The 12,503-nt window shown below is 39.5% G+C and carries 13 protein-coding genes; 8 read left to right on the forward strand and 5 right to left on the reverse strand.

The genetic code is table 11. The features are described 5' to 3' along the window. The first annotated feature begins 13 nt into the window (after nucleotides 1-13). Together FTU71_RS10615 and trpB are read left to right on the forward strand one after the other, a co-directional pair. Nucleotides 14-1,201 carry a VWA domain-containing protein gene (locus FTU71_RS10615; RefSeq protein WP_004976609.1) on the forward strand — a complete coding sequence of 396 codons (1,188 nt, stop codon included), beginning with the start codon at nucleotides 14-16 and terminating at the stop codon, nucleotides 1,199-1,201. Nucleotides 1,202-1,306: 105 nt separating this feature from the next. Then, entirely contained in the window at nucleotides 1,307-2,515 is a 1,209-nt protein-coding gene (gene trpB, locus FTU71_RS10620; RefSeq protein ID WP_179990183.1) for a tryptophan synthase subunit beta, read from the forward strand. 91 nt (nucleotides 2,516-2,606) lie between these two features. Here trpB and FTU71_RS10625 read toward each other — a convergent pair whose 3' ends face one another. The 3 genes from FTU71_RS10625 to FTU71_RS10635 all read right to left on the reverse strand — a co-directional run bounded on the left by FTU71_RS10625 (nucleotide 2,607) and on the right by FTU71_RS10635 (nucleotide 3,921). Beyond that, nucleotides 2,607-3,041 carry a CBS domain-containing protein gene (locus FTU71_RS10625; RefSeq protein ID WP_004976604.1) on the reverse strand — a complete coding sequence of 145 codons (435 nt, stop codon included), beginning with the start codon at nucleotides 3,039-3,041 and terminating at the stop codon, nucleotides 2,607-2,609. A 119-nt stretch (nucleotides 3,042-3,160) separates the two neighbouring features. Continuing rightward, the gene (locus tag FTU71_RS10630) at nucleotides 3,161-3,535 is read right to left on the reverse strand and encodes a DUF2750 domain-containing protein (RefSeq protein WP_004976601.1); all 375 of its coding nucleotides are present in this window, start codon (nucleotides 3,533-3,535) and stop codon (nucleotides 3,161-3,163) included. Nucleotides 3,536-3,687: 152 nt separating this feature from the next. Beyond that, entirely contained in the window at nucleotides 3,688-3,921 is a 234-nt protein-coding gene (locus FTU71_RS10635; RefSeq protein WP_004976599.1) for a hypothetical protein, read from the reverse strand. 220 nt (nucleotides 3,922-4,141) lie between these two features. On the opposite strand from FTU71_RS10635, the gene FTU71_RS10640 reads away from it, so the two are divergent. Together FTU71_RS10640 and FTU71_RS10645 are read left to right on the forward strand one after the other, a co-directional pair. Then, nucleotides 4,142-4,501 (forward strand): hypothetical protein, encoded by a 360-nt coding sequence (locus tag FTU71_RS10640; RefSeq protein ID WP_004976597.1) that lies wholly within the window; start codon nucleotides 4,142-4,144, stop codon nucleotides 4,499-4,501. Between the two features lie 126 nt (nucleotides 4,502-4,627). Further along, a complete protein-coding gene (locus FTU71_RS10645) occupies nucleotides 4,628-4,945 on the forward strand; it encodes a hypothetical protein (RefSeq protein ID WP_004976594.1) in 318 nt (105 codons plus the stop codon). On the opposite strand, the gene FTU71_RS10650 is transcribed toward FTU71_RS10645, so the two are convergent. Together FTU71_RS10650 and FTU71_RS10655 are read right to left on the reverse strand one after the other, a co-directional pair. After that, entirely contained in the window at nucleotides 4,842-6,482 is a 1,641-nt protein-coding gene (locus tag FTU71_RS10650; protein WP_131261451.1) for a pitrilysin family protein, read from the reverse strand. The two genes, FTU71_RS10645 and FTU71_RS10650, sit on opposite strands and share 104 nt — an antisense overlap. Nucleotides 6,483-6,494: 12 nt before the next feature. After that, on the reverse strand, nucleotides 6,495-7,844 hold the full coding sequence (locus FTU71_RS10655) for a pitrilysin family protein (protein WP_180111972.1): 1,350 nt from the start codon (nucleotides 7,842-7,844) through the stop codon (nucleotides 6,495-6,497). Between the two features lie 171 nt (nucleotides 7,845-8,015). Here FTU71_RS10655 and ftsY point away from each other — a divergent pair, with 171 nt between their 5' ends. The 4 genes from ftsY (at nucleotide 8,016) to FTU71_RS10675 (ending at nucleotide 12,043) form a co-directional block, all read left to right on the forward strand. After that, on the forward strand, nucleotides 8,016-9,122 hold the full coding sequence (gene ftsY, locus FTU71_RS10660; RefSeq protein ID WP_004976589.1) for a signal recognition particle-docking protein FtsY: 1,107 nt from the start codon (nucleotides 8,016-8,018) through the stop codon (nucleotides 9,120-9,122). A 206-nt stretch (nucleotides 9,123-9,328) separates the two neighbouring features. Continuing rightward, complete coding sequence (locus FTU71_RS10665) at nucleotides 9,329-10,015, forward strand: nitroreductase family protein (protein WP_096901452.1); 687 nt, start codon at nucleotides 9,329-9,331, stop codon at nucleotides 10,013-10,015. Between the two features lie 574 nt (nucleotides 10,016-10,589). Continuing rightward, nucleotides 10,590-11,183, forward strand: coding sequence for a nitroreductase family protein (locus FTU71_RS10670; RefSeq protein ID WP_004976581.1), 594 nt, complete (start codon nucleotides 10,590-10,592; stop codon nucleotides 11,181-11,183). Nucleotides 11,184-11,377: 194 nt separating this feature from the next. Continuing rightward, on the forward strand, nucleotides 11,378-12,043 hold the full coding sequence (locus tag FTU71_RS10675) for a DUF2057 domain-containing protein (RefSeq protein WP_096900938.1): 666 nt from the start codon (nucleotides 11,378-11,380) through the stop codon (nucleotides 12,041-12,043). Nucleotides 12,044-12,503 lie beyond the last annotated feature (460 nt).

Here is a 12,503-nt window from a genome sequence, read left to right on the forward strand (position 1 = left end):
GGAGGACAACGCCATGTTCGTGCGCTTGTTTTATACCTTGCGACGTTACGGTGTACCTGTCACCACACGTGAATTGATTGACTTAAATCAGGCGGTGGCATCGGGTCTGGTTTTTGCAGATCAAGATGAATTCTATCAACTTGTTAAAACCGTCATGGTCAAAGATGAGCGTTTTTTTGACAAGTTTGACCGTGCCATGAAAGATTATTTTGATGGCATTTCCACTTTTGATTTAGATGATTTACTGCAGCAAGTTCATCAATTGCCTAAAGACTGGTTCGACTTAGAACTATTAGAAAAACATCTCACGCCAGAACAACGCGAAGAGCTGAAAAAAGCAGGTTCTTTAGAAGAATTGATGAAAATGCTGGAAGAGCGTTTACGCGAGCAGCATAAAAAGCATCAGGGTGGCAACCGTATGATTGGTACGGGCGGTACATCACCGTTTGGTGCTTTTGGTGATCATCCTGAAGGTGTACGCATTGGTGGGCCTGGACGTAAGCGTTCAGCTGTTAAAGTCTGGGAGCAGCGTCAGTATCGAAATTTAGACGATGAACAGATTTTAGGTACACGACAAATGCAATTGGCACTGCGTCGTTTGCGTAAATTTGCCCGTCAAGGTGCAGCTGAAGAATTGGATATTGATGGCACTATCCGAGAAACTGCCAAACAGGGCATTTTAGATGTGCAATTGGTGCCAGAACGTCGTAATCGCGTCAAAGTGTTGATGTTGTTTGATGTGGGTGGCTCGATGGATGCACACATCGCCCAATGTGAAAAACTGTTTAGTGCGGCCAAAACAGAGTTTAAAACCCTCGAATATTTTTATTTCCACAACTGTTTATACGACTATGTTTGGAAAGACAATTTACGCCGTAGCAGTACCCGTATGAATACGTGGGATTTGTTGAATACCTATGGACGCGACTATCGGGTAATTGTGGTCGGTGATGCGAGTATGGCACCTTATGAGCTGAATTCGATTGGTGGTTCGGTAGAATATATGAATGATGAGGCAGGGCAAGTTTGGTTACAACGTCTGCGTCAGCATTTTGAAAAAACCGCATGGCTGAATCCTGAACAGGAAGGCTATTGGCATTACACACATACCATTGGTTTAATTAAACAAATTTTTGAACATCATATGTATCCAATGACTTTAAAAGGCATTGAAGATATGACTAAATATTTGGCGCGTTAATCGTCATTTTCGTCAATATCACTCAACTTTTGAGTGATTGTTAGGCGAAGACTAAGTAAGTGCAGACACGATAGGCAACGTGAATTTCAATCTGAGGGGATCGATATGGATCATCAAATCAATGGCATCGCATTACCGAATGAAGACGGTTTTTTCGGGCAATATGGCGGGCAGTTTATTCCACCACATTTAAAAGAAGCCATGGATGAAATTAACGTTGCTTATGAGGAAATTCGTAAAACGGCAGAATTTCAGAATGAATTAAAAGATTTGTTTGCTCACTATGTTGGCCGTCCAAGTCCTTTATTCCATGCCAAGCGTTTATCTGAACAGTTAGGTGGTGCGCAAATTTATTTAAAGCGTGAAGATTTAAACCATACTGGTGCACATAAAATTAACCACTGTTTAGGCGAGGCATTACTAGCCAAATATATGGGTAAAACCAAAGTCATTGCAGAAACTGGTGCGGGACAGCACGGGGTAGCCTTGGCGACGGCATGTGCGCTAGTGGGAATTCCGTGTGAAATTCACATGGGACAGGTGGATATTGAAAAAGAACATCCAAACGTCGTGAAAATGAAAATTTTAGGTGCTAACCTGATTTCAGTCACACGTGGTACAGCGACTTTAAAAGATGCTGTAGACAGTGCTTTTGAAGAATACTTAAAAGACCCGAAAAATTATATTTATGCAATTGGTTCGGTGGTTGGCCCACACCCATTTCCAAAAATGGTACGTGATTTCCAAGCAATTATTGGCGATGAAATTAAAATGCAAAGCCAAGAACGCTTTGGAGTAAATCCAGATTATATCGTGGCATGTGTGGGCGGTGGTTCAAACGCAGTGGGTGCATTTACCGCATTCTTAAATGACCCAGAAGTTAAGCTTGTGGGTGTAGAACCTGCAGGTCATGGTTTAGATACAGATCAGCACTCTGCAACCTTAACTTTGGGTAAACCGGGTCAATTACACGGTATGGCGTGTTATGTGCTTGAAGATGAACAAGGCGAGCCATTGCCAGTACATTCAATTGCTTCAGGTTTGGATTATCCGGGTGTGGGGCCGCAGCATAGCTTCTTAAAAGACATTGGTCGCGTGGAGTATTCAACGGCAACTGACCAAGAATGTTTAGATGCCTTTATGACGTTGTCACGTGTAGAGGGTATTGTACCTGCTTTGGAAAGCTCACATGCGGTGGCGTGGGCATTACGTGAAGCACCAAAAATGGCAAAAAACGTGAAAATTGTGGTTAATCTTTCAGGTCGTGGTGATAAAGATTCAGACTATGTAGCAGAAAAATTAGGTTTGAATTAATTCTACTGAATATGAAAAACCGCCTAAATGTGTAAGTTTAGGCGGTTTTTTATCTTTACTTTATATTTGGCAGGTTTTATAAAACAGTGTCTTAGCTTGCAATATATTGTTGTAACTGCTCGATCAGTTTGCGCTGATCATCCATAGTCGCTTTCACCAAGTCACCAATCGACACTAAACCTACCAACTGCTCACCTTCAAGTACAGGTAAGTGACGTAAATGATGGTCAGTAATTAAGTTTAAGCATTCTTTCACACTGGTGTTTTTGGTCACGGTCAGTACTTTAGCAGTCATAATTTCACTAACCGTTGTGCTTTTAGAAGTTCGTTCCATCAAAATAACTTTACGGGTGTAATCACGCTCAGACAGAATACCAACCACATGATTGTTTTGATCGGTAACCACCAACGCACCAATGCCTTTTTCAGCCATTAAACTAATTGCTTCTAAAACCGTTGCTTCTGGGCGAATTGTGTAAATTTCGTGATGTGCTTTATCTTGTAAAACGTGAGTTACCTTGGTCATATTCTGTGTCCTGATTTGTTGTTTATTGTTTGACTTTTAAAGTAACGTGAATTGTAAAAATTGCAAATACTTTAGAGTCACGATTGTTGATTTTTACGTCAATTCTATTCAGTTTTTATTTAAGCAATATTTAACGCAGGTTCATTAAAAAAGAAATGCTTCATTTGTGAAGTGGTTAGTTTAATTTTTTGACTTGACGAACCAAACAAGGTTGGCGTGACATTTAAACGGGTGAGCGTTGGTAATAAAAAAGTTTCAAAATCCTGCGCGGAAATTTTACGAGGACTATATTGTGGCCAGTGTTTAGCAGCATATTTATGCGCTTGTACCGCATTTAACCAAAAAGGGAAAATATAATCATCGTGATCTGAACTCATTGCCCAACCTTGATGGAATAAACCCCAAAGTACACCGCAGTACATCATTGATTTTAATAGTGTAACTTTAAGCAGAAAATCCTTTGGTAAAGGGTGGAGTTGGTTAATCTGATTCATAATCAAGCAAGGTTGTAAAATTTGGCTATATTGTAAAAAGAATTGATGAATATACCGTTTAAGCTTTGCTTAAAATCGTAAACAAATATGTATTTATGGTTGGAGCATCTAAAAAAAAGGGTCAAAAAAAACGCCACCTAAGTGACGTTTTATTATGCTTGCATGGTGGCCATGTTTTGCCAGTATTGCGCTTTCAATGAATCACGTTCTACGCGGAAACCTTGATAATACAGTTCTGCTAAGAACATTGCCGCTTTACCATGTCCTGCACGTGCAGCTTCTTCGAGTTGTTTTACCGCGTCTTGGAAGTTCATTTGTGAATGAATCGTGTTTACTGCATTTGCATAAACATGCTCTAAGTCATGGTGAGAGATCGTTTGAATCATATTAAACTCCTTATTGTAATTATGATTACTTATTTTAAGCCTACCTTTTAGGCTTCATATCAATTTAACGCTTTATTGTTAAACTAATATTACAATTTGATTGAATTGTCAAATAATTATCGGGGTTAATGAGCATATTTCAAGTTTACATGATTAAACATTGAACAAGTTTAATTTTGATTAAACTAAAGCTCTAAGCATGATAAAAAAGGAGAACAACATGACAAGATCCGTAGACGGATGTGCTTTTGATGTACCTCCATTGACTTCTCAAATTATTGAGTTGGCACATCATCACCGTAAAAAACTAGATGAGGTAATTTTCCGTCGAGATGTTCATTTAGGTGAATACTGCTTGGCGCAACGTAAACGTGTGGCTGACTTTGCTAAAACTTTAGAGCGAAGCGATCGTATAGAGTTTTATCGTAATTATGATGGTGAATTACTCCGTATTGCCGATGAAGATGAACTGCATCCTGCCGAAGCAGAGGGCGGTGTCAGTGTATTTGCTATTTTCTTGGTGCTTGCAGTCATTGCATTGGTTTTATACTTTGCGGTAATTCGTGGCACGATTGGCTAAAGCTAAATCCTTTGTAGAATTTGTAGAAAAAGGCTCAATTTTTACTGTGACGATACAGTAAAATTGAGCTGTTTAACTTGTACATCTCACAAGGGCATCCTACACTAAGGCGATTAGAGGTAGGTCATGCACAACGCAATTCAAAAAACGATTCAATTTATTTCTCAACTGAAACTCGAGCAAATTTATAATATTGTTGTGCTGAGTATCATTTTTATTATTTTAACTTTAGCAAGTGTTGCGCTTTATCGCCCAGTTGGGGTGCAACAATTTCAAAATGTTGAGCGTTTGTCACAACAATCTATGTATGCCAATACCCAAGACATGGCAGTTCATTTACTCAATCAACGTCCGATTCGTTATGTGCATTATTTAAAGTTGATGCAGGCACATCAAATGGAGCAAGATCGGGCTCAACAACTTCCTGCCTTGGTGCAAGAGTAATTTTTTCTGTTGGCATGTTATTCATATTGTGCGGTGTCGGTGTTAAAGATGTTGGTGCGAGTAAATTGTCCTGCAGCATTTTTACCAATGCGGCTTTATCTAAATGTTCGCTCACAATTACTAAAGTTAAACGATCAGGATGCAAATGTTTGCGAATTGCACGTTGCACATCTTCAGCGGTAACTTTTTCCACTCGTTCTGCATAATCACTTAAATAATTTGCAGGAAGTCGATAAAAACCGATGTGCCCAAGCTGGGCATTAATACTGGCATTGCTGCTGTATTGATTCGGAAATGCACGAATTAAACCTGCTTTGGTTTCTTTTAATTGTTCTAAATTCATAGGTTGTTGTACAAACTGAATTAAGCTCTGGTGAGCGACTTGAATACTATCGAGTAACTGATCTTGGCGCGTAGAATAGCCTAAGCTAAACAAACCCGCTGCTTGGGTAAAACGAAACGAACTGCTAACACCGTAAGTGTAGCCACGTTTTACTCGTAATTCTTTCATCAAAATTGAATTGAAACTGCTGCCGCCCAGCATTTTATTGGCAATTTCTAAAGCCAAATAGTCAGGATCATCCCGTGTAGTCGCAAGTTGTGCAATACTGACATGCGCCTGTTGTGACCGGTAGGGAATATGCTGGATGTTGAAACGTGTTGCAGGTGTAGGCTGTGGCAAAGCTGTTGCTGCAACACCTTGGGCAATATGTGCGCTGATGGTATTGGCAAGTTTTTCTGCTTCTTTTAAGGTTAATTTGCCTGTAATGGCAATGTTCATATTTTGCGCGACCAGAAACTGATCTCTAAATTGTTGTAAGTGCTTTGGTTGAATCCGTTTGATGCTGCCATTGGTGCCTGTAATGGGTTCTGAATAGGCATGTTGTCCGTAAATTGCGCGATATAAGCGAATATTCATTAAACGGCTTGGATTTTCTTGCAGTTGTTTTTGCCCAATTTGTGTATTGCTTTGCACACGCTGGATATTAGAACGCTCAAAAGTTGCATGTTTCAGTATTTCCAGCATCATTTTGACGGCAGTTTGCATTTTCTGCGGATCAGACAGTGTTCTTAGCCGTACCACAAACATATCGCGGTACGCCGTGGTACTAAAACGTGCGCCTGTGGTTTCAAAGGCTGCGGCAATTTCCTCTGCCTTATAACGCTTGGTGCCTTCATCAATCAGTTGGGCTGCCATATTGGCAACGCCAAATAAACCTTTTTCAATTTCTGCATCGCGGGCAGAACCTGCATTAAAAGTCAGTTGGATATCAACCATTGGCAAAGCAGGATTTTCGACAAATAAAGTGCGTACGTGTCGATGATTTTTTAATTCATATACCTGTGGAGCGCGAACATCGACCAATTCATTTACGGCATTTAAACTGTGCAGCAAGCTCAAAGATTGTAAAGGCGTACTTACATCTGTTTCAGCAAAATCATGCGCTGCTCTGGTGGCAGTTTCCATCGCAAAGCCAGCAGAACATAGGCTAAAACTAGTGCTTAAAATAAGCGTGCTGAATAGATGTTTTTTCATGAAAATCACAGTTTAAGGTGTTGTGCTTTGAGGTAATAAATACAAGGTGCTAAGTCTGTCTTTGTTAAAGTAACTTTGCGCAACACGTTGCAGATCCTGGGCAGTAATCGCTTGGAAGTGTTGTGGTAAAACATCGATTAAACGGTGACTGAATCCATTGACTTCCAAATTGCCAATGGTTCGGGCTTGTCCTGCCAAATCATCCTGACTATAAATCCAATTGGCCACAAATTGAGTCACCACGCGCTCAATTTCACTTGAATTGACCAAATCCTGTTTTAGCGTATCCACTTCGTTTTGAATCGCGACCTGTGCTTCGCTTAACGTTACACCTGCTGCAGGCAATGCTGAAATACTAAACAAACTATCCCCACGTTGATACGGGTCATAACTGACACTGACTGAGCTAAGAATCTTATTGTTTCTGACCAAGCGCTGTTCTAAACGTGAAGTAATTCCACTGTCTAACAGTTGTTTGATGATAGTGAGCGCGAAGGCATTTTGAGGATTTTTAGCTGTTGCCAATGAACCGACATTCCAAGCCATATATAAATTAGGAACTTGCACAGTCGCAGACAATTCCATGTGCCGATAACCTAATTGTTCAAACTCCAACACATCATTGCGCGGTGGCGTAGGTGCTTTCGGAATATCTCCAAAATACTTTTGGACTTGCAACAATGCGGCTTGATGATCTACATCGCCCACAATCACTAGAATAGCATTATTGGGGCGATACCATTTTTTGTACCACGCCTGTACATCTTGCAGCTGAATGCTTTGCAAGTTTTTCATGTGCCCAATAATGGGTTGGCGATAATGACTGGTTGGGTAGGCAATCCATTTAAAGCGTTCAAAAGCCAAAGCCCGTGGATTATCATCGGTACGTTGCCGCCGTTCTTCCATTACCACCTTAATTTCAGGCTCAAAGTCTTGTTGGCGAAGTAACAAATTACTCATTCTGTCGGCTTCCAACTCTAAAGCCAGTGGGAAATAAGTTTTGGGATAGAGCTGATAATAATTCGTGTAATTGGTAAAGGTTGCTGCATTGACACTGCCACCATAAATACGACTTAAACGGGTAAATTCATCATTCGGCACCTTGGCTGTACCTTTAAACATCATGTGTTCAAGTACGTGCGAAATCCCAAGTGTATTTCCGGACTCATCGCTACTGCCCACTTTGTACCAAATTTGAGTCATCACTATGGGAGAACGATGGTCTTCACGGATAATGACTTTTAAACCATTGTTGAGTGTGGTTTCAAAAGTGTTATTCGCAGCTAAAACTTCAGCATGGCTAATCGAAGCTGTTAAACCCCAAAGCAACGCACAAACAGACTTCATCGAAAATTGGAACATAAGCAAGTGGAGATCAATCGTTATCGGCTTATCTTTCAGAAATTAAAGCGGAAAGGCAAGGATTGCTGTAGGTATTTTTTGTATGCGGCTATGTGGTTGGAATACGAGGTAAAAGCAATTGGTTTATGTTAGAATCCGATTTTTTAACGCAATGCTTTTCAAGGATTCGGCATGCAACAGCAATCTAATGGGCAAAATAAATTTTTGATTGATGCTGATATCGGAGATGATGATGTCACATTACCGAATTTACCAGCGGTAAATATTCCGATTGTTGAAACAACACCTCTACAACAAGCAGAAACCTCTGAACATGCTGCAGAAACATCATCAGACACGGATGCGCCTGCGAAAGGTGGTTTCTTTAGTCGCATGAAAGAAGGGTTAACCAAAACCCGTAAAAACTTTGCCGATGGCATGGTGAATATTCTGATTGGCGGTAAAGAAATTGATGATGAATTATTAGAAGAAGTCGAAGAACAACTGTTGGTTGCAGATATTGGTGTAGATGCAACGAAAACCATTATTGCCAATTTGACCGAGCGTACTGCGCGTGGCGACTTAATTTATTCACATTCTTTATATAAGGCTTTGCAAGAAGAATTAGTGGCTTTGCTTGCGCCACGGGTAAAACCTTTACATATTGATGCCAATAAAACCCCTTATGTGATTTTAGTCGTGGGTGTGAATGGTGTAGGTAAAACCACAACCATTGGCAAGTTAGCGAAACGCTTACAAGGCGAAGGTAAAAAAGTCATGTTGGCCGCAGGGGATACTTTCCGTGCTGCAGCGACAGAACAATTGCAGATTTGGGGTGAGCGTAACGATGTTGCCGTTGTTGCACAAGGTCACGGTGCAGACAGTGCTTCTGTTATTTTCGATGCGTTTGAAAGTGCGCGTGCCAAAGGCATTGATGTGTTAATTGCAGATACTGCTGGACGTTTGCATAACAAAAGCAACCTGATGCAAGAATTGACTAAAGTTAAGCGTGTGATGCAAAAAATTGATGCGACTGCACCGCATGAAGTGATGTTGGTTGTGGATGCAGGCACGGGTCAAAATGCCATTAACCAAGTTGAAATGTTTGATGAGGCTGTTGGCTTAACAGGCATCACCATCACTAAACTGGACGGCACTGCAAAAGGCGGCGTGTTATTTAACATTGCAAGCCGTAGCCATGTGCCAATTCGCTTTATTGGTGTGGGTGAAAAAATTGATGATTTACGTCCATTCTCAGCCAAAGCATTTGTTGCAGCACTGTTTGAAACTGAAAAATAAGTTTTGAATTAAGTTTTAAAGCTAAAATGTAAAATGCTGTAAGTTTCACACAAACTTCGCAAAATGCGGAGTTTGTTGTTTTTAGCGGGTTTGAGTGTTGTAAAAAGCAGCAGCTAAAAATACGAATGTGAATAAAAGCACTTTCGTCTATATAGAATAAGAAAAAATATTAGATTGATTTTGATTGGTTTTTTGGGGAAGTCAAAATGACACTGTTAAATAAAATTGGTCATGTGCTTACAGCAGATATCACGAAAGACTTTAAGCTTAAGAAAAAGCCGAACTATGACGCAAATGAACTGACTTTCATCGATCAATTAAAAAAGCGCCGTAGTATTTATGCTTTAGGAAAACGCGTTCATTTTAGCCAAACTTATATGACCGAGCTGATTCAGGAAGCTGTGCGTAGCTGTCCATCGGCACATCATTCACAAAGTACGCGCGTGGTTATTTTATTTTCTGAATCACATAAAAAATTTTGGAATTTAGTACAGGAAGTACAACGTCAGTTTGTACCAGAGCAGGTTTTTGCAGGTACTAAAATGAAAATCGAACAATGTGCAGCAGCTTTTGGCACGGTATTGTTCTATGAAGATCAACAAGTGATTCGTCAATTGCAAAAGAAAATTCCATTTAATGCTGCAGAATTTCCAATTTGGTCGGAGCAAACTTCAGGCATGGCGCAATTTGCAGTGTGGACAGCATTGGCAGATTCAGGCGTGGGTGCATCTTTACAGCATTATAATCCAAACATAGACCGTGCTGTGGCAGAGCATTTTGATATTCCAGATACATGGTTGTTACGTTCACAACTCGTTTTTGGATCAATTGAAGAAGAAGTAACCGAACGGAGTCATGCACACTATCAAAATCAATTTAAAGTCTATGCTTAAATAACAGCATTTGATGAAGATTGGTCAAATCAGCTTATTATTATGTGCTACAAAGAGCGAACCGCAGCATATTTATATTGCAATAGACTGTATCTATAGAATAAAAGGTAATAGGGTCTGTTGACAATTCGTCTATGTTTGCGACTACGCATATTTTTTAGCTGATATAAGGCATGAGGCAGGAAATTTAGTCATTCTAAGTGACTGACTCATAACGCAATAGCAGCAAAAAATATGCTCGTCCTTCGCTGCGCCTTGCGCTGCAAACAAAGCAGTGCTTGTTTTTGCTCAGGCTGTGGCTAAAACTTTCTCAGATTGCGTTATGAAACTTGGCAATAGTCTCGCTATTCCCTGCGTTTCATGCCTGATCTGCTCAGTTTTAGCCTACAGCGCAAGCCATTTATGAAATGTCAACAGACCCTAAATGCAGTCACATACATTTGTCACTTTATATAACTATAATCGTTCTATACATAAAACACACTGTCGTATTTTTTGTAATGTTTATGCTGAATAAAAAGCTTAATATCGCTGTATCAATTAATTTATACAAAATTCTGCAGAGGAATTAAAAATGTCATTTTTAAATCAATTAGAAAAACGCCGTTCAATCTATGCACTTGGTAAAAATGTTTCTGTAGATCAGGCAACTATTGAAAGTACAATCAAACAAGCAGTTCGTTTAAGCCCATCTGCATTTAACTCGCAAACTTCACGTGTTGTGACTTTATACGGTGCATCGCATACACAATTTTGGAACATCGTTTTAGAAACTTTACATAAAATGGTTCCTGCAGAAGCATTTGCAAACACTGAAGCAAAAATTAATAGCTTTATTGCAGGTTTTGGTACAGCTTTATTTTTTGAAGATCAAGATGTTGTAAAAGGTCTACAAGAGCAATTCCCGCTATATGCAGACAACTTCCCAGTATGGTCAGAACATTCGACAGGGATTGCACAATTCGCAGCGTGGACAGCTTTATCTGAAATCAATGTGGGTGCATCATTACAGCACTACAATCCAATCGTAGATGAAGAAGTTGCGCAAACTTATGACATTCCTGCAAACTGGAAACTACGTGCACAATTAGTGTTTGGTTCAATTGAAGCACCTGCTGGTGAAAAAACATTTATGGATGATGCAGCACGTTTCAAAAGCTTTAACTAAGCTCTAGCAACACATACTGCACAGACAAAAAAGTAGGATGATGATTCATCCTACTTTTTTGTTTCTGGGGGTAGTGATGTGCCTTACAACTTACTTATTCATGTGCAAATGCCTAAACCCATGAATTGTCATAAAACTGTCATTTATACATTGCATAGTGCAATCAAACTTTAATAAACGATATAGAGTGAAATATGGCATTTAAATTAGGCATAGCAAGTATTGCATTGATGGCTTGTAGTTCAGCATTTTCAGCAGTAACTATTGCAGTACCTGAAGAAATTAAGTTGCTCGCTGTAAATGATCAACAAATTCGTTCAGGTTTATTCAGTTCTGCACAGCAAGTGAAAGTCAATGCGGGTGAAAATGTCATTAACTTGCGTTATCAACAATATTTTGAACATCATAATGGTGCGCACGATATTTTAAAATCAGACGTCATTACACTCAAAACCCCAATTCTTCAAGATGGCGAAAACTATCGACTCGCTTTGGTAAATCCACCTAAAGACTTCGATGCTGCAAAAGAATTCAAAGATCAACCAAGCGTTGGTTTATATAATCAAAAGAATCAGTTGCTGGTACAACAAACAGGTGCTAAAGCAAACTCAACTGGTTGGTTAGGTGGTAGTTGGCTTAATAAAACTGTAGATACCACTCAAAATAGTGCTGCGGTCAATCAGCCAGCAGCAGTTTATACCGCGGCAGCAGTGTTGCCATCTGAGAAAACCACCTCAGTAACATTGCCTACAGCAAAACAAACACAGGGCAAAGAGCAACAATTGATTCAATTGTGGCAACAAGCCACTAAAGCAGAGCGACAAAAATTCATGTCATGGCTTGCAGAACAAGCCAATTAATGTTGATTTGCAACCAGCTCCATTGAGCTGGTTGTTTTTTGTTATCGCCTTAAAAGGATTTATTTAAAAACCAATCCAGTAACGTGCGAAAAAAAGACAAATTATAAGAAAAGTGTGATAAAAATATGAAATGCGTCTAAAATTTGGGCGGATGGTGCTTTTTTTGAAAAAAAACTAAAAAATATATTGCGTCTATTCAAAAACTGTATAGAATACGCAACACACCAACGCAGTGTTGATTGAATTGGTGCTGTTATTGACGAAATAACAGGAAATCATTAAGAGATTATGAAGAACAACTTGTGTGGATTTTTGCTGATTGATCGATCGAACATATTTCATTGATTGATTGGTTTAAATTACTCGAAGTTTATTTGAGCGAAATTTAAGTCAGAAAATTGATGAGCCAGATTTGGAAGTTTAGATTAAAACTTCAAAATGATTTTAACTGAAGAGTTTG

Origin of the sequence: Acinetobacter sp. YH12136 (genome assembly GCF_013418545.1) — a bacterium.
In the GTDB taxonomy this organism is placed as follows: domain Bacteria; phylum Pseudomonadota; class Gammaproteobacteria; order Pseudomonadales; family Moraxellaceae; genus Acinetobacter; species Acinetobacter towneri.